At 72.6% G+C, this 16,920-nt stretch carries 15 protein-coding genes, 1 pseudogene and 1 riboswitch; of the genes and pseudogenes, 7 read left to right on the top strand and 9 right to left on the bottom strand.

The window, feature by feature from the left end; genetic code table 11:
- The first annotated feature begins 153 nt into the window (after positions 1 to 153).
- The 3 genes from AC3CF1_RS22275 to AC3CF1_RS22265 all read left to right on the top strand — a co-directional run bounded on the left by AC3CF1_RS22275 (position 154) and on the right by AC3CF1_RS22265 (position 3,173).
- Positions 154 to 1,419: a DUF2786 domain-containing protein gene (locus tag AC3CF1_RS22275; RefSeq protein ID WP_354982618.1), complete on the top strand. Its 1,266-nt coding sequence runs from the start codon at positions 154 to 156 to the stop codon at positions 1,417 to 1,419.
- 147 nt (positions 1,420 to 1,566) lie between these two features.
- Entirely contained in the window at positions 1,567 to 1,923 is a 357-nt protein-coding gene (locus tag AC3CF1_RS22270; RefSeq protein WP_231927527.1) for a YciI family protein, read from the top strand.
- The gene (locus AC3CF1_RS22265) at positions 1,920 to 3,173 is read left to right on the top strand and encodes an RNA polymerase sigma factor (RefSeq protein WP_488451175.1); all 1,254 of its coding nucleotides are present in this window, start codon (positions 1,920 to 1,922) and stop codon (positions 3,171 to 3,173) included. Before AC3CF1_RS22270 ends, AC3CF1_RS22265 begins: the two co-directional genes overlap by 4 nt.
- Before the next feature lie 6 nt (positions 3,174 to 3,179).
- On the opposite strand, the gene AC3CF1_RS22260 is transcribed toward AC3CF1_RS22265, so the two are convergent.
- Positions 3,180 to 3,764, bottom strand: coding sequence for a helix-turn-helix domain-containing protein (locus tag AC3CF1_RS22260; RefSeq protein WP_488451174.1), 585 nt, complete (start codon positions 3,762 to 3,764; stop codon positions 3,180 to 3,182).
- Positions 3,765 to 3,852: 88 nt separating this feature from the next.
- Here AC3CF1_RS22260 and AC3CF1_RS22255 point away from each other — a divergent pair, with 88 nt between their 5' ends.
- On the top strand, positions 3,853 to 4,485 hold the full coding sequence (locus AC3CF1_RS22255) for a class I SAM-dependent methyltransferase (RefSeq protein ID WP_488451173.1): 633 nt from the start codon (positions 3,853 to 3,855) through the stop codon (positions 4,483 to 4,485).
- A 54-nt stretch (positions 4,486 to 4,539) separates the two neighbouring features.
- On the opposite strand, the gene AC3CF1_RS22250 is transcribed toward AC3CF1_RS22255, so the two are convergent.
- The 6 genes from AC3CF1_RS22250 to AC3CF1_RS22225 all read right to left on the bottom strand — a co-directional run bounded on the left by AC3CF1_RS22250 (position 4,540) and on the right by AC3CF1_RS22225 (position 10,474).
- Entirely contained in the window at positions 4,540 to 6,012 is a 1,473-nt protein-coding gene (locus tag AC3CF1_RS22250; protein ID WP_488451172.1) for an alpha/beta hydrolase, read from the bottom strand.
- A 125-nt stretch (positions 6,013 to 6,137) separates the two neighbouring features.
- Positions 6,138 to 6,407 (bottom strand): hypothetical protein, encoded by a 270-nt coding sequence (locus AC3CF1_RS22245; RefSeq protein WP_088951273.1) that lies wholly within the window; start codon positions 6,405 to 6,407, stop codon positions 6,138 to 6,140.
- Positions 6,408 to 6,748: 341 nt separating this feature from the next.
- Complete coding sequence (locus AC3CF1_RS22240) at positions 6,749 to 6,922, bottom strand: CsbD family protein (protein ID WP_088951272.1); 174 nt, start codon at positions 6,920 to 6,922, stop codon at positions 6,749 to 6,751.
- Positions 6,923 to 6,996: 74 nt separating this feature from the next.
- A complete protein-coding gene (locus tag AC3CF1_RS22235; protein WP_488451171.1) occupies positions 6,997 to 9,252 on the bottom strand; it encodes a heavy metal translocating P-type ATPase in 2,256 nt (751 codons plus the stop codon).
- A gap of 12 nt (positions 9,253 to 9,264) precedes the next feature.
- Positions 9,265 to 10,251: a hypothetical protein gene (locus AC3CF1_RS22230; protein WP_488451170.1), complete on the bottom strand. Its 987-nt coding sequence runs from the start codon at positions 10,249 to 10,251 to the stop codon at positions 9,265 to 9,267.
- A gap of 13 nt (positions 10,252 to 10,264) precedes the next feature.
- Entirely contained in the window at positions 10,265 to 10,474 is a 210-nt protein-coding gene (locus AC3CF1_RS22225) for a heavy-metal-associated domain-containing protein (protein ID WP_088951269.1), read from the bottom strand.
- A gap of 98 nt (positions 10,475 to 10,572) precedes the next feature.
- On the opposite strand from AC3CF1_RS22225, the gene AC3CF1_RS22220 reads away from it, so the two are divergent.
- The gene (locus AC3CF1_RS22220; RefSeq protein ID WP_088951268.1) at positions 10,573 to 10,869 is read left to right on the top strand and encodes a metal-sensitive transcriptional regulator; all 297 of its coding nucleotides are present in this window, start codon (positions 10,573 to 10,575) and stop codon (positions 10,867 to 10,869) included.
- Positions 10,870 to 10,875: 6 nt separating this feature from the next.
- Here AC3CF1_RS22220 and AC3CF1_RS22215 read toward each other — a convergent pair whose 3' ends face one another.
- Complete coding sequence (locus AC3CF1_RS22215; RefSeq protein ID WP_435794799.1) at positions 10,876 to 12,942, bottom strand: heavy metal translocating P-type ATPase; 2,067 nt, start codon at positions 12,940 to 12,942, stop codon at positions 10,876 to 10,878.
- 309 nt (positions 12,943 to 13,251) lie between these two features.
- Between AC3CF1_RS22215 and AC3CF1_RS22210 the strand changes: the two genes are divergently transcribed.
- Together AC3CF1_RS22210 and AC3CF1_RS22205 are read left to right on the top strand one after the other, a co-directional pair.
- Entirely contained in the window at positions 13,252 to 14,622 is a 1,371-nt protein-coding gene (locus AC3CF1_RS22210) for a YibE/F family protein (RefSeq protein WP_355159777.1), read from the top strand.
- 166 nt (positions 14,623 to 14,788) lie between these two features.
- Positions 14,789 to 14,919, top strand: a riboswitch (cyclic di-AMP (ydaO/yuaA leader).
- A 4-nt stretch (positions 14,920 to 14,923) separates the two neighbouring features.
- The gene (locus tag AC3CF1_RS22205; protein WP_088951265.1) at positions 14,924 to 15,943 is read left to right on the top strand and encodes a coiled-coil domain-containing protein; all 1,020 of its coding nucleotides are present in this window, start codon (positions 14,924 to 14,926) and stop codon (positions 15,941 to 15,943) included.
- A 56-nt stretch (positions 15,944 to 15,999) separates the two neighbouring features.
- On the opposite strand, the pseudogene AC3CF1_RS22200 reads toward AC3CF1_RS22205, so the two are convergent.
- Positions 16,000 to 16,727: pseudogene (locus tag AC3CF1_RS22200) on the bottom strand (carbonic anhydrase).
- Positions 16,728 to 16,920 lie beyond the last annotated feature (193 nt).

Below are 16,920 nucleotides of genomic sequence, written 5' to 3'. Positions count from 1 at the left end.
GGAAACTACCCCGAACATGTCGAAACATGCCCAGCCAGCGCCGCCGCGGGCCATCCCCGTTTCACGACTCGCACACCACTAGCGGCATGATCATGCAGCCTGAAGGGGCAGCGAACACCGAGCCGAGCAACCAGAGCCCGAGAAGAGGTGCCCGTGCCGGACGCGGACGAACTCGTCGCCAACGCACTCGCGGCGGTGCGCGGCACCGACGTACGGCAGGCCGAACGGCAGCTGGACCAACTGATGGTCGGCACCGGCGCGGCGGACGGCACCACGGCGGTGGACGCGGCCCTGCTGCGTCGCCTGGTCCGCGCGCTGGGCCGGCTCTGGCCGCGTGGCTGGCAGCCGGTCGACGTGGACCGGCTCACCAGCCGGCGGCTCGACCCCCGTTCGGCGCGGCTGGTCCGCGAGGCGATGGCCGCCCAACGGCGTGAGCAGGCCGAACCGATCCCGGCCTGGTGGGACGACCAGCTACGCGAGTTGACCGCCGACGTCCGGGACGACGGCCATGACGTGCTGGCTGCCTGGACCGCCGCGGAGGGGCTGGACCGGGCGGACGCGCTCCGCGCGGCCGTGGACACTCTCGCGCTGGTGGAGAGCCTGCCGCCGATCGCGGTGCTGCGCCCACCGCCGGGCACGACCGGCGCGCTCACCGCCCGGTCGGCGGGCACGACGCGCAGCGGGTCGCCGATGCTGGACCGGGTCCGGGCGCTGCTGGCGAAGGCCGAGTCGACCACCTTCCCGGCCGAGGCGGAGGCGTTGACCGGTAAGGCGCAGGAGCTGATCGCCCGGCACAGCATCGACGAGGCGCTGCTGGCGGCCGGGTCGGAGCGCGGCGACGTGCCCGGCGGGGTGCGCCTGAGCACCGACACTCCGTACGCGGGCGCGAAGGCGCTGCTGGTGCAGGAGGTGGCGGCGGCGAACAGGTGCGAGGCGGTCTGGTCCGACGATCTCGGCTTCGCCACCGTGCTGGGCTGGCCGGCCGACCTGGTGGCGGTGGAGCTGCTCTACACGTCGCTGCTGGTCCAGGCCACGGCCGCGATGCTGCGCGGGCGCGCTGCGCGCCGGTCGGGGTCGGGGCGGCGCACGAAGGTGTGGGACGAGTCCTTCCTCAACGCGTTCGCGCTGCGGATCGGCGAGCGGCTGCGTACGGCCACCGAGGCGGCGACCGAAGCGGCGGACCAGGCGTCGGCCGAGACGGCCGGGGCGGAGCGACTGTTGCCGGTGCTCGCCGCCCGGGGCGAGGCCGTCCGGGAACGACTGGACACCCTCTTCCCCGGCGTGACCCGGCACCGGCTCAGCGTCCGGGACGCCGAGGGCTGGTCCTCCGGCACGTCGGCCGCCGACCGCGCCTCCCTGGACGTGGGTGGCGGGCGCAAGCAGCCCCGACAGGTGCCCGGCCGGCCCGATCGCCGCTGACCCGACCGGCGTGGGACCACCACCGGGGAAGTTATCTGCGATTTTCTTCGGTACGCCGTAGGGAACGGGTTGTCGGCTCCGACCCTCCGGTGAGCCGCGCCCCGACCGGGGGTGCGACCAGACCTGAGGAGCACCGCCGTGAAGTACATGCTGCTGATCTGGAACCGGCCCGGCTTCACCGAGGAGCTGACCGAGCAGGACCGCACCACTCTCTTCGGCGAGGTCGACGAGATCATGAAGGAGCTGACCGAGACCGGCGAGCTGGTCGACGGCCAGGCGCTCGCCAACCCGTCGCAGACGTTGACGGTCCGGCAGATCGACGGCAGCACCGAGATCGTCGACGGGCCGTTCATGGAGAGCAAGGAGCAGTTCGCCGGCTACCTGACCGTCGAGTGCGACAGCCCGCAGCGGGCCGCCGAGATCGCGGCCCGCTGGCCGGACGTCCGTTACGGCGGCGCGATGGAGGTCCGCCCGGTGATGGAGCAGGCCGGGACGGAGATGTGACCGAGGACCGGACGGTCGAGGATCTGCTGCGCACCCTCGCGCCGCAGGTCCTCGGCCTGCTGGTCCGCCGGCACGGCCAGTTCGACCGGTGCGAGGACGCGGTCCAGGAGGCGCTGCTGGCCGCCGCGACACAGTGGCCCCGGCAGGGCGTACCGGACAGTCCCCGCGCCTGGCTGCTCACCGTGGCCACCCGCCGGCTCACCGACGAGTGGCGCAGCGAGAGCGCTCGCCGGGACCGCGAGGTGGCGGTGGCGCTGCGCGAGCCGGCGTACGCCCAGGTGGCGCCGGCGGCCGACGCGGAGCCGGCGGCCCCGGCCGCGGACGACACCCTGACGCTGCTGTTCCTCTGCTGCCACCCGGCGCTGACCGGATCGGCGCAGGTGACGCTCACCCTGCGCGCGGTCGGCGGTCTCAGCACCGCCCAGATCGCCCGGGCGCACCTGGTGCCGGAGGCGACGATGAGTCAACGGATCCGCCGGGCCAAGCAGCGGATCGAGGCCGCCGGGGCCCGGTTCACCATGCCCGAGCCGGCCGAGCGGGACGAGCGGCTGCGGTCGGTGCTCCGGGTGCTCTATCTGATCTTCAACGAGGGGTACACCGCGTCGAGTGGCCCGGACCTGCACCGGGCCGAGCTGACCGGCGAGGCGATCCGGCTGGCCCGCATCCTGCGCGGGCTGCTGCCCGACGACGGCGAGGTGGCCGGGCTGCTGGCGCTCATGCTGCTCACCGACGCGCACCGGGCGGCCAGGCTCGGCCCGGACGGGGAACTGGTGCCCCTCGCCGAGCAGGACCGCACCCGGTGGGACTCGGCCGCCATCGCGGAGGGCATCGCGCTGATCACCGAGGCGTTGACCTGGTCGCCGCCGGGCCCGTACCAGCTCCAGGCGGCGATCGCCGCCGTGCACGCCGAGGCGTCGACAGCTGCGGAGACGGACTGGCGGCAGATCGTGGCGCTCTACCGACTGCTGGCCCGGATCGCGCCGAACCCGATGATCACCCTCAACCAGGCTGTGGCGGTGGCGATGGTGGACGGGCCAGGGGCCGGGCTCGCGCTCCTCACACCGCTGATCGCCGACGAGCGAACGGCCGGGCACCACCGGCTCGCCGCCGTCCGGGCGCACCTGTTGGAGATGGCCGGGGACGCCGATGCGGCGCGGGAGGCGTACCTGGCCGCGGCACGCGGCACCACGAGCCTGCCCGAGCAGCGGTATCTGGAACTGAAGGCCAGCCGACTGACTGGGCAGCGATGACCTGGGTCAATCGGCCTTCGGGGCGGCGCGTACGTGCGCGCGTTCGCCCTGTTTCCCGATCAGGCTGAGAAACTCGACGGGGCCGGAGCTGGTGGCCCCGAACCAGTGCGGGGTGCGGGTGTCGAACTCGGCGGCCTCCCCGGGCGTGAGGACGAGATTGTGCTCGCCGAGGACCAGTCGCAGCGTGCCGTTGAGGACGTAGACCCAGTCGTGTCCCTCGTGGGTGCGCAGGTCGGGTTCGCGGTCGTCGGCGCTGGCCGGGAGCACGTACTTGTAGGCCTGGATGCCCCCGGGTCGCCGGGTCAGCGGCAGGATGACCGATCCGTCGCTGCACGCGATGGGGCGCAGGTTGATGCGGGGATCGCCGGTCGGCGGCGCGCCGACGAGCTCGTCGAGCGTCACGCCGTGGACGCGGGCGAGCGGGAGGAGTTGCTCCAGCGTGGGGCGACGCAGGCCGGCTTCGAGCCTGGACAGGGTGCTGGCGGAGATGCCGGTCTCCGCGGCGAGGTCGGTGAGCGTGATGTCGCGGCGGAGCCGAAGGTGCTTCAGTCTTGCTCCGACGGCGTTCAGGGTGCGGTCCGGCTCGTCCATGTCGCCAATATTGCCATTCGGCAAGAAGTTTTGCGGATCGGTGGGTGAGCCGGTCACAGTCGCTACCGAGATGCGAAGGAGCAGGTAGATGACCGAGCAGCACGAGTTCGACAAGGGCTACTGGGATCGGCACTGGCACCAGGTGCACCATGATCATCCGGGTGCCGTCGGCGCGGCTCCCCCGCACCCGTACCTGGCCCGTGAGACCGCCGGCCTGACGCCCGGCACGGTGTTGGACGCCGGCTGCGGCGCCGGCACGGAGGCGATCTGGCTCGCTTCGCACGGCTGGCAGGTCACCGCTGTCGACATCGCATCCGCCGCCCTCGCTCTCGCAGCCGGACGCGCGGCGGACGCCGGGGTGCCCGAGCGCGTGCGGTGGGTGGAGGCGGACCTGACGACCTGGGAGCCGGGGACGCAGTTCGATCTGGTGACGACGCACTACGCACACCCGGCGATGCCGCACCTGGCCTTCTACGACCGCATCGCCGGGTGGGTGGCGCCGGGTGGCAGCCTGCTGATCGTCGGGCACCTGCACACCTCGGAAGCCACCGGGCACGGCCACCACCCACCCGAGGAGGCATCGGTCACCCTCGCGGACATCACCGCCGGCCTGGACAGCGCCACCTGGGAGTTGGTCACCGCCGAGGAGCACCGCCGCTCTGTGCCCGGCCGGGAAGTCCCGCTGCACGACGTGGTCGTCCGCGCCACCCGACGCCGCTGAGCCGCCGCTGCCAGCCGTCGGGTGAACCTGACCACCCGACGGCCGGCGGCACGCTCACACGTCGGGGTCGACGGCCGGGCAGCTGGCACCACGGGTGGGCACCACCTGATCGATCAGGTAGGCGTCGACGGCTCGTTGCACGCAGGGGCTGCTGCTGTAACTGCCGTGCCCCCACCCCTGGTAGGTGAGCAAAGCGCCATGCCTGCCCAACTGCCGCGCCACCGTGCGGGCCCAGTCGTACCCGCTCGCCGGGTCGTGCACCGTGGCGGCGATCAGCAGTGGCACGTCGGTGCGGACCCGCAGTCGGTGTTGCGGGTTGGCGACCGGCGACGGAGTGCCCAGGCAGGTGACGAGCGCGAACAGGGCCGGCGGATACCGCAGGTCCGGTGCGAGCAGGGCCGCCCGGCGCACGTGTGCGGCGTACTCCCGGTAGTCGCGGACGGGCAGGCTCCAGTCCTGGCAGAAGACCGCGAAGGGGTACGGCGCGACGGCGTCGACCATCGTCGTGGCGTCGGCCGGGGGCGCGGCGGTCGGCGAGGCGGCCGCGTCCATCCTGCCGAGCCAGTCGGCCAGCCCCGGCCACCGCCACGTGTCGTAGAACTTCTTGTGGGTGAGCCGGGCCAACTCGAACGGGGTCAGCACCACGCCGGCCCGGTCCGGGTCGGTCAGCGTGCCGCTCTCGGCCCGGGCGCGCAGCCCCGCCCAGATCGCCCGGACGTCCCGTCCGTTGAGCCCGCAGGCGGTGGACCGGTCACACCAGCCGACGAACTCGTCGAACGCGTTCTCCGCGGTGACCGCCTGGCTGTCGAGGAAGGCGCGGGTACGAAGGCTGTGGTCCATCGCGGCCTCCAGGACGACGGCCCGGACCCGCTTCGGGTACAGCTCCGCGTACCGCTGCCCGAGCAGCGTGCCGTACGAGCTGCCATGGAAGGTCAGCTGTCGCTCGCCGAGCGCGGCGCGGACCGCGTCCAGGTCCCGGGCGGCGCTGGTCGTGTCGACGTGGTCGTAGAGCGCCCCGGTGCGGGCCCGGCAGTCGGCGCGCAGCAGCGCGTTGTTGGCAACTGTCGCGTCGAACTGGGCCTGGTCGGCGATCAGCTGCGGCTGCCGGGCGAGCAGGTCCCGTGCGCAGATCACCGGGTGGCTGCCGCCGGTGCCGCGCGGGTCGAAGCTGACGATGTCGAACCGGCGGCGCAGGTCGGCACTGAACCGGGAGCTGCCGTTCACCACCCGGTCGACCCCGCTGTCGCCCGGCCCTCCGGGCCCGAAGACCAGCGCACCCTTGCGGGTGGCCTTGTCGGCGGCCCGGCGAGCCAACGCCAGGTCGAAGCGCTCACCTCGGGGCTGGTTCCAGTCCACCGGCAGCGACAGGGTGCCGCAATCGGCATCCGAGTCTGCGGCGCAGGGCCGCCAGTCGATCGTCGGGCCGGGCTGTGGTCGGGCGGCGGCGGGGCTCGCCGGGGTCAGGCCGGTGGCCGTGAGGGCCAGGGCCACCGCCCAGCCCACTGCGGATTTGCGTACGCGCAGCATGAGGTGCTGTCCTCTCCTCGAAGGAGCGTTACCGGTGAAGCTCGCCCACTGGGCGAGGTGATGCTGCTTCCACCCGGGCCGTCGAGTAGCCGCTCGACGGCCCGGGGCCTCCTGCTCTCAGCGGGTCACTCGACTTCGAGCAGGACGCGCTCGAGCGTGGTCATCCGGGTTTCCATCCCGCCCAGCCGCCCGTCCATCGCCGCGAGCAGTCGGGCGTTCTCGGCCTGGGCCTGGGCTGCCGTCTCGGCCAGCCGGCGGTAGTCGTCCGCGCGGGCCAGTTCGAGCCGGGCCCGGCGGGTCTTGGCCAACTGGACGACGGTCACCGTGAACACGCTGATGATCAGGGCGAAGATGCCGATCGCGCCGACCACCTCGGTCCAGTCGTGCTCGCTCATCGGCCCACTCCCGGCTGCTCGGCCGAGCGGGGCACGGTCAGCGACTCGACCGCCGCCGCGATGACCTCGGGGGTGAGTGTGAGCGCGAACGGCTTCACCTCGTAGTAGTTCATGGCCTTCCCGTCCCTCGACAACTCCAGGTTGGCGGTGACCAAACCGGCCGCCGCCAGCTGCTCATAACCTTCCCTCGCACGTGCCAATGGAAGTTAGCAGGTAGAGGCGTGCGGCTGTGGGTGCCGGAAGCGGAATCAGGGGGATCTCAGGGTCACGGAAAAGCGCCGGACAGACAGAACGCCGGGCCGGTGATGATCACCGGCCCGGCGTGCAATGTGCGTCGTACGTCAGCTCTTGAAGGCGTCCTTGATCTTCTCGCCGGCCTGCTTGAGCTTGGCCTTGGACTGGTCAGTGCGACCCTCGGCCTCGAGCTGCTCGTCGTCGGTGGCCCGACCGGCGCCTTCCTTCAGCTTGCCGGTCGCGTCCTCGGTGGCGTTGTTGATCTTATCGTCGATACCCATTGCCAACCTCCATTGCAAGCGTCGCTACAACACCAGCAATACCCCGGCCATCACCGGTCCAACCATTCCCCTCGTCACAGTCCGCGATCGGCGGTGGCCGAACGGAACCGTCGCAGCCGCAGACTGTTGGCCACTACGAAGACCGAGGACAGCGCCATCGTGGCACCGGCGATCATCGGGTTGAGCAGCCCGGCGGCGGCCAACGGCAGGGCCGCCACGTTGTAGCCGAAGGCCCAGAACAGGTTGCCCCGGATGATCCCGAGCGTGCGTCGGGACAACCGGATGGCGTCCACAGCGGCGTCCAGGTCACCCCGGACGAGAGTGAGGTCGGACGCCTCGATCGCCACGTCGGTGCCGGTGCCCATGGCCAGCCCGAGGTCGGCCTGGGCCAGCGCCGGGGCGTCGTTGACCCCGTCGCCGACCATCGCCACCGACCGCCCCTCGGCCTGGAGCCGCTTGACCACGTCGACCTTCCCGGCCGGCAGCACCTCGGCGATCACCTCGTCGATGCCCACCTCGGCGGCGACCGCCCGGGCCACTGTGGTGTTGTCCCCGGTCAGCAGGACCGGAGTGAGCCCCAGCGCGCGCAACCGGGCCACCGCCGCCCGACTGGTCGGCCGCACCACGTCGGCGACCGCGAGCACGCCCCGGGCCCGCCCGTCCCAGCCGGCGACGATCGCCGTACGACCGGCGGCCTCCGCGTCGCGCACGGCCCACTCGACCTCCGGCGGTACGTCGATGTCGCGTTCCCGCAGCAGGCGGGCCCGACCGACCAGCACGACAGTTCCGTCGACGGTGCCGGTCACGCCCAGCCCTTCGAGGTTGCGGAAGCCGGTCACCGGGGGCAGTGCGCCGGCCTCGGCGGCACCGGCGGCGACGGCACGGGCGATCGGGTGCTCGGAGGCGGCCTCCACCGCGCCGGCGAGCCGGAGCAGCTCGGCCCGGTCCTCCCCGCTCGCCGGCACCACGTCCACCAGCGTCATCCGGCCGGTCGTGACGGTGCCCGTCTTGTCCAGCACCACGGTGTCCACCCGGCGGGTCGACTCCAGGACCTCCGGCCCCTTGATGAGCACACCGAGCTGCGCGCCCCGGCCGGTGCCGACCAGCAGCGCGGTCGGCGTGGCCAGGCCCAGCGCGCACGGGCAGGCGATGATCAGGACGGCCACGGCGGCGGTGAACGCTGCGGTCGGGCCGGCTCCGGTGCCGAGCCACCAGCCGAGGGTGCCGACGGTCAGCGTGATGACGATCGGCACGAAGACGCCGGAGATCCGGTCCGCCAGCCGCTGCACGGCCGCCTTGCCGCTCTGCGCCTGCTCGACCAGATCGGCCATCCGGGCGAGCTGGGTGTCCGCGCCGACCCGGGTCGCGGTGACCACCAGTCGGCCGCCCGCGTTGATGGTGGCGCCGACCACACCGTCGCCGGGGCCGACCTCGACCGGCACCGACTCACCGGTGAGCATGCTGGCGTCCACGGCGGAGGTGCCCTCGTCGACCACCCCGTCGGTGGCGATCTTCTCCCCGGGACGGACCACGAACCGGTCACCGACGACGAGCCGGTCCACCGGAATCAGGGTCTCCACCCCGTCCCGCAGCACCGCCACCTCCCTGGCCCCGAGTTCGAGCAGGGCGCGCAGGGCGGCACCGGCGGTCCGCTTGGAACGGGCCTCGAAATAGCGACCGGCCAGGATGAACACCGTCACCCCGGCGGCCGCCTCCAGGTAGATGTTGCCGGCACCGTCGGTGCGGGTGATGTCGAAGCGGAACGGGTGCGTCATCCCCGGCATCCCGGCGTCGCCGAGGAAGAGCGCCCAGAGCGACCAGCCGAACGCCGCCAGGGTGCCGAGCGACACCAGCGTGTCCATGGTCGCCGCGCCGTGCCGCAGATTGGTCCAGGCGGCCCGGTGGAACGGCAGCCCACCCCAGACCACCACCGGGGCGGCCAGGGTCAACGACAGCCACTGCCAGTAGTCGAACTGCCAGGCCGGGACCATCGCCAGCAGGACCACCGGCACGCTCAGTGCCACCGACACCCAGAGGCGGGTACGCGGGCCCTTCAGCGGGTCCACCGACTGCTCTTCGGTCGGCGCGCTGGGCAGTGCGGCCGTGTAGCCGGTCTTCTGCACGGTCTCGATCAGGTCGTCCGGCGTGACGGCGTCGGCGTACCGGACGGTCGCCTTCTCGGTGGCGTAGTTGACTGTGGCACCCACGCCGTCCATCCGGTTGAGCTTCTTCTCGATCCGGGCGGCGCAGGCTGCGCACGTCATCCCGCCGATCGCCAACTCGATCCGGTTCGGCGCCTCGGGCAGTGGTCTGCTGCTGGTGGTGGTCATCGTCTGGTCCCGTCAGTTGTGCCCGTGCCCGGGGGTGCCGTGGTCGGCGCCCCCGGTCGGTGCGGGTCCGCTCGGGTCGCCCCCGGTGGGTGGGGCGTCGGCCGCTGGAGTGCCGGCCGCTGGAGTGCCGGCCGCTGGGGTGCCGGCGACGACGGTGAACTCGGCGGTGTGCACCGCCCCGCCGTGCCGGAAGTCGAGGTAGAGCCGGTAGCTGCCAGCCGACGGCACCTCGGCGAGGAAGGTGACCGCGGGGCCGGGCCGGGTCCGCCCGTCGCCGGGAGTCCCGTCCGGGTGCACGTGCAGGTACGCCATGTCGCCCCGGCGCAGGGCCACCAGGTGCCCGTACGCGCCCAGGTAGGGCTCCAGGTCGGTGACCGGCTGCCCGCCCCGACTCACCGTCAGGGTCAGCGGTGAGGTGCGGCCAGGCTGCGGCGAGCCGGTCAGGGTGACGGTGTAGCCGTCGACGGTGGTGCTGGTCGAGGGGGCGGGCAGCGGCCGTTCGGTCAGCTCACCGGGGACGGTCACGTCCACCCCGAGGGTCAGCGCCTCGCCTCCGGTCGGGGTGAAGTCGGCGAACGCCCGCCACAGCCCGGGACCGGCCAGCGGGGTGTCGACCCGCCAGGTGCCGTCCGCTGCCAGCTCGGGGTGCACGTGACGGAAGCCGGAGAGGTCCCGCCGGGCGACGATCAGGTGCATCTGCTTGTCGTGCGCCACGTCGTACCGGGTCACCGGTTGACCGTCCGGCCCGGCGATCCGGAAGGCGAACTCGTCCGCCGGGGCGTCGACCGGTTCGAGGGTGTAGCCCCGGTCGGAGACGAGCAGGCCGCCGGGGAGCCGGTCGGTCGCCTCGTCGTGCTCGCCCGTCGCATGGGCGCCGTCGCCGCCGTGCCGGCCCTCGACCACCGGGGCGCGGTCGACGACCCGGCCGATCCCGTACGTCGTGCCGAAGACCGCCGCGAGGCCCACGGCGAACCCGGCCAGTCTCGTCACGGTGCGCATGCCCGCCCTCCGATCACGCGTCGACGAGGTCGTAGCCGGCCTCGTCGACGGCAGCCCGGACAACTGCCGGGTCGAGGGGCTGGTCGCTGCTGACGGTGACCCGGCCGGCCGCGAGGTCGACCTGGACGTCCTGCACGCCCGGGATCGCGCCGACCTCGGCGCTCACCGCGCTGACGCAGTGCCCACAGGTCATGCCCTGCACCTGGTACGTCGTGTTGACCATTGGAACGCCTCCCTGAACGGATTACCCGTACCCGGTGGGGGTATCCCACCCGAAGACGACCGTACCATACCCCCCAGGGGTACGCTATCCTGGTTCGCATGACCGCACCCACCCCGATCCGCGGGTACACCGCCAGCAAGGACCAGCTGCTCACGCGGCTCCGCCGCGTCGAGGGGCAGGTCCGCGGCATCGAGAAGATGGTCGACGACGACCGCTACTGCATCGACGTGCTCACCCAGATCTCCGCCATCCAGGCCGCACTCGACAAGGTGGCGCTGGGGCTGCTCGACGGGCATGCCCGGCACTGCATGCACGAGGGGGCGGCCGAGGGCCGGGCCGACGAGATGGCCACCGAGATGATGGCGGCAGTCGGCCGGCTGATGAAGCGCGGCTGATGCCCCTCAGTCCGGCGCCGGGTCGAGACGGACGCGGCGCAGCAACTGCGCGTTGAGCGCCACCACGATGGTGGACGCGGACATCAGCACCGCTGCCACCGCCGGGCTCAACGCCACGCCGGCCCAGGCCAGCACACCCGCCGCCAGCGGCAGCGCCACCACGTTGTAGCCCGCCGCCCAGGCCAGGTTCTGTCGCATCTTCCGGTACGAGCCCCGGGACAACCGGACCACGGCACCCACCCCGCGCGGGTCCGAGGACGCCAGCACCACCCCGGCGGACTCGATCGCCACATCGGTGCCCGCGCCGATCGCGATACCGACGTCCGCTCGGGCCAACGCCGGAGCGTCGTTCACCCCGTCACCGACCATCGCCACGACCAACCCTCGCCGCTGGAGCTCCGCCACCCGGTCGTCCTTCTCCCCCGGCAGGACCTCGGCGAAGACCTCGTCGACACCGGGCCGGAAACCGACCTCGGCCGCGACCGCCTCGGCGACCGGGCGGGCGTCACCCGTGATCATGGCGATGGTGCGGACGCCCTCGGCACGCAGCTCGTCGACGGCCCGCCGGGCCTCCGGACGCACCCCGTCGGTCAACGCGAACGCGCCGAGCACGGCGTCCGGCAGCCGCACCAGATGCAGCACCGCCGCACCCCGCGCCGACCACCGCTCGTTCGGCGTCACCAGTTCCGTCGGGAGCGACTGGCCCAGTTCCCGCAGCAGCGCCGGCCCGCCCACCGCGTACTCCGTACCGTCGATCGTCGCCTGCACACCGCGGCCCGGCAGCGACCGGAACCCGGCGGCCGGGGCCGGGCCTGCGTGTCCGGCCGCCGCCACGATCGCCCGGGCCAACGGATGTTCACTGTCCGACTCGACACCCGCCGCGATCCGCAGCACCTCGTCCCGCCCGATGCCCGGCACCGTCACCACGTCGGTGACCACGTGCTCGCCCCGGGTCAGCGTGCCGGTCTTGTCGAAGAGAACCGCGCCGACCGTCCGCATCCGCTCCAACGCCAACCGGTCCTTGACCAGGATTCCGGACCGCGCGGCCAACGCGGTGGAGAGCGCGACGACCAGGGGGATGGCCAGACCCAGCGCGTGCGGGCAGGCGATCACCAGGACGGTGACCGCACGGACCACCGCCTCGTCGGGCCGACCGAGCGCGGTCCAGACCAGCACGGTCAGCACGGCGGTGCCGGTGGCCACGTAGAACAGCGCCGCGGCGAACCGGTCGGCCAGCAGTTGGGTCCGCCCACCGGAAGCCTGGGCCTGCGCGACCATGCGCTGGATGCCGGCGAGTGCGGTCTGCTCACCCAGCGCCTCCACACCGACCCGGATCGCCGAGTCGGTGGCGACGGTGCCGGCCACCACCCGATCACCCGTCGACCGGGCGACCGGCCGCGACTCCCCGGTGATCATCGATTCATCCAGCTCGGCGCCGCCATCGATGATCCGCCCGTCGGCCGGCACCCGCCCGCCCGGGCGGACCAGCACCACGTCACCGACCCGCAGACCGGTCACCGGCACCGCCTCGACCCGGCCATCCGCCGCCACCCGCTCGGCCTCGTCCGGTAGCAGCGCGGCCAGCGCCACGAGCGCCCCCCGGGCCTGCCCGATGGCCTTCATCTCCTGCCAGTGCCCGAGCAGCATGATGGTGACCAACGCGGCCAACTCCCACCAGAAGTCCAGGTCGAAGACGCCCACGCTGGTCGCCAGGGACGCGGTGTACGCCACGGTGATCGCCATCGCGACCAGCAGCATCATCCCGGGCGCCCGGTCCCGCACCTCCCGGACCGCACCGACCAGGAACGGCCAGCCGCCCCACCAGAACACCGCCGAGCCGAGCACCGGACCCACCCAGGAGCGGCCGGGAACGTCCCAGCTCAGACCCAGCTGGTCCCAGACCAGGTGGCTGGCCAGGACCACCGGGATGGTGAGCGCCAGGCAGACCCAGAAGCGACGACGGAACATCGCCGGATCGTGCCCGGCGTGCTTGTCGTGCCCCGCTCTCTCCGGCGGCGTGGCCGGGGTGGCGTGCCGCTCATGGCCGGGATCGGGCGGTGATTGAGCGGGCATGTCTCCAACATGCCTGGCCGGGGATCGGCACGCGAGCGGTTCGGCGGCGACACTCCGTCACGACCTGCGTCCCCGGGCCGGGCTGGTTAGCATTCCCCACGATGACCCCCCGCATGCCGCTGCACGAACGGGCACCGGCGCCGCCACCCGGTGGCGTCGCTCCTGGCCGCCCGGGCCGGGCACTGACCATCCGTGATCGGGTGGTCGCCGGTCAGCGATCCGCCGCGTCTCCCGCCGCGATTCCGCAGTGCGGATGAACCGACCGGCCCACTGACACGTACCCCGCACCGGATCGTTGGGAGTCTCGCCTTGGGTTCCGACCACACCCGCCCCGCTCCGTCCGCCCCGCCCCGGGTCCGGCGGATCCTCATCATGACGGTGGTGCCCCTCTTCGTCGCCACCGTGCTCGCAGCACTGCTGCTCTGGCCGCGCGGTGGGTCACCGGAGACCGACGGCGGGGCGGACGTGCCGCGCTTCCCCGGCACGGTGACCCGGGTGGTGACCGAACCATGCCCGCCGACGCCGTCGAGCCCGGAGGGCACACCACGCGTCGGCGGCGGGCCGTGCGGCACTGTCGACGTCCGGGTGGACGACGGGCCGTCCGCCGGCCAGCAGGTGCAGACACCCGTGCCCGACGGGCCGGGCGCACCCCGGGTCGCGGTCGGCGACGAGGTCATCCTGGTCGAGCTGACCGATCCCACCGATCCCAGCACCAGCAACTGGAACATCGCCGAGCACCAGCGCGGCACCCCGATGCTGTGGTTGGCGGTGGTCTTCGCCGCGGCGATCGTCGCGTTCGGTCGGTGGCGGGGTCTGGCCGCGCTCGCCGGGTTGGCGGCCAGCTTCGCCATCCTGCTCACCTTCGTGCTGCCGGGCATCGGCGCCGGCAAGTCACCCCTGCTGGTGGCGGTGGTGGGTGCCGCCCTGATCATGTTCGTGGTGCTCTACCTGACGCACGGGGTCACCGCACAGACCTCGGTCGCGGTGCTCGGCACCCTGGGGAGCCTGGTGCTGACCGGCGTGCTCGCCACCATCGCGACGGCGGCGACCCACCTCACCGGCTTCGGCAGCGAGGACGCCACCACGCTGTCGATGTTCCAGGGCGACGTGGACCTGCACGGTCTGCTGCTCGCCGGGATCATCATCGGCTCGCTCGGGGTGCTCGACGACGTGACGGTCACCCAGGCGGCCACCGTCACCGAGTTGGCGCACGCCAACCCCGGCCTGACCCGGTTGCAGCTCTATCGGGCCGCGACCCGGGTCGGCCGCGCGCACATCGCCTCCACTGTCAACACCATCGTGCTGGCGTACGCGGGCGCGTCGCTGCCCCTGCTGCTCCTGCTCACCGCCGACGCGCGGCCGATCGGGCAGATCCTCACCAGCGAGTTCCTCGCGCAGGAGATCGTCCGCAGCGCGGTCGCCACCCTCGGCCTGATCGCCGCCGTGCCACTGACCACCGGGCTGGCCGCAGTGGTGACCGCGGCCGGGCGTGCGGACGCCACACCGTCCACCGATGCTTCCGCCCCGCGACCTCAGCCGGACCGGGCGGAGGCACTGGCCGCACTCATCTCACCGCGAGCGGGTCGCCCCGACGAGCCGGAACCGACGCGGACCCCACCCCCATCCACCGCCACCGCCGGGTGGCCGGAGTCGAACAGGAGCACGGATACGGCATGGTGACACTCCTCAGCGTGACCAGATCGGGCCTCCACCCTGAGAACCACGTCACTGGTCACTCAACGCTATGGCGAATTGACGCTTTTGGTCGGCATCCAGGCGTAGCTCACCCGGCCGACTCTCGGGTAACCTCGCTGCCGGTTACCGATGAAGGCGCGAAGCGGCGCCTGCGGTGCCACCGCCCAATCGCCAACCGGCGAATCGGGGACCCAGGTACGTGGGGTGAATCCGCGTCAGCGGTAGGGGCCACTTCCGCCCCGAACCCGTCAGCTAACCCGGTCGGCGGTCGACGGAAGGGAACATTGTGACGGCACCCCTACGCCGCTGGTTGACACCCGTGGTGGCCGTGATCGCCGCATTGACCGTGCTCGCCGGGCCCCTCCCGGCCCACGCCGCCCCGACGACCCCCACGCCGTCCGGGCACGAGGAGGACGGCGAGCCGCAACTGCTCACCGACGTCATCGAGCAGGCCAACCGCGACTACTCCGCCGCCAAGTCCCAACTGGACAAATCCAAGAAGCGGCAGTTGGAACTTGCGCTGGAGGTCGACCGGGCCAAGGCCGACCTGGACGCGCTGACCCCACAGGTCGGGCTGATCGCCGCCCAGTCGTACCGGACCGGTCGGATCGGCGCGCTCGCGATGCTGCTGGAGAGCAAGGCTCCCGACGCCTTCGTCCAGCGTGCCGCGGTGCTCGACGAGATGAACATGGTCAACGAGAAGAAGCTCGCCGAGGTCAACACGGCGAAGGCCCGCGCCGAGCAGGCCAAGCTGGCCCTCGACGCGGAGGTCCGCGAGCAGCAGAAGCAGACCGCCCTGATGGCGAAGCGGAAGAGCGAGGCGGACAAGGCGCTCTCCCTCGTCGGCGGCAAGGGCTTCACCGGCGGCCTGGTGGACGCCACCTCGAAGGTGGCCAAGATCGGCCCGGGTCGCACCGCCGACGGTGACTGGAAGCCGCAGTCGTGCAGCGAGAATGACCCGACCACGTCCGGTTGCGTCACGCCCCGCACCCTGCACGCGTACAAAGAGGTCAAGGCGGCCGGCTACAACCGGTTTGTCGGCTGCTACCGATCCGGTGGGCCGTGGGAGCATCCGAAGGGCCGCGCCTGCGACTGGTCGCTGCAGAAGAGCGGCTTCGCCCCGTGGCACAACGATGACACCCGGAGGTACGGCAACAACGTCGCCGCCTTCCTCATCCGTAACGCCGACCGGCTGGGCATCTACTACGTGATCTGGAACCGGCAGATCTGGTTCCCGGCGACCGGCTGGAGTTCGTACAGCGGGCCGTCGAACCACACCGACCACGTCCACATGTCGCTGCTCTGACCCGCTGAACCCTCGCCGAGGGCCGTTCCGCGTCGCGCGGGGCGGCCCTCGTCGCGTCAGGCGGCGGCGGGCGCGGCCGGGTCGAGGGGCCCGGCCTCCTCGCCGAGCGTCGCGAAGCAGGCCGGCACGGCGGCCACCGGGCTGACCGCTCCGGCGGCGAGCCGGTACGACACACCCACCACCGCGCACCGCCCCTGCGCCACCTCGTCGGCCAGCACCGGCGACTGCCCGAGCAGCGTCTCGACCGTCTGTGCGATGTGGATGTCGACGATGCCGTCGATGTCCTGCACACCCTCGGTCTCGGCCCGGCGCAGGCTGGGCAGCACCGCGTCGACCACCGCCCGCAGGTGCCCCTGAGGTTGGGTGCCGGTCGTGGCGACCTCCCGGGCCGCCTGCACCGCACCGCACGAGTCGTGCCCGAGCACCACCACCAGCGGGGTGCCCAGCACGGTCACCGCGTACTCCACGCTGCCGAGCACCTCGGGGCCGGCGGTGTGGCCGGCGGTGCGGACCACGAACAGGTCGCCCAGCCCGCGGTCGAAGATGATCTCAGCGGCCAGGCGGGAGTCGGAGCAGCCGACGATCACCGCGAACGGGTGCTGCCCGTCGGCCACCGCGGCCCGGTGCCCGGCGTCCTGGTTGGGGTGGCGGGGGCGCCGCCGACGAAGCGCCGGTTGCCGGCGATCAACTCGGCGTACGCGCGGGCCGGCTCGCTCAGCGCCGGGGCGCGGTCGGTGGTCCGCTGCGGGCCCGGCTGTCCGCCGGGCGTTCCGGAATGACTCATCCCCGCACCTCGTCTCGACGCATTTGACCTGGTCAACCGGCTCTTGAGCCGGGCCGGCGGCGGGCGCTGGCTCGGCTTTTACGGTCACACGCACCGTAAGATGCGTCAAGGTATACGTGATATGGATTTCATACGTTGACTTCAGCCCGCCCCTGGGTAACGCACCCCGGGCAGGGCCGACCAGACTCCCCGA

This window comes from Micromonospora sp. MGP-C2 (assembly GCF_057766525.1).
The sequence above is the reverse complement of the archived record's forward strand: the minus strand, read 5'-3'. Positions and strand labels throughout refer to the sequence as shown.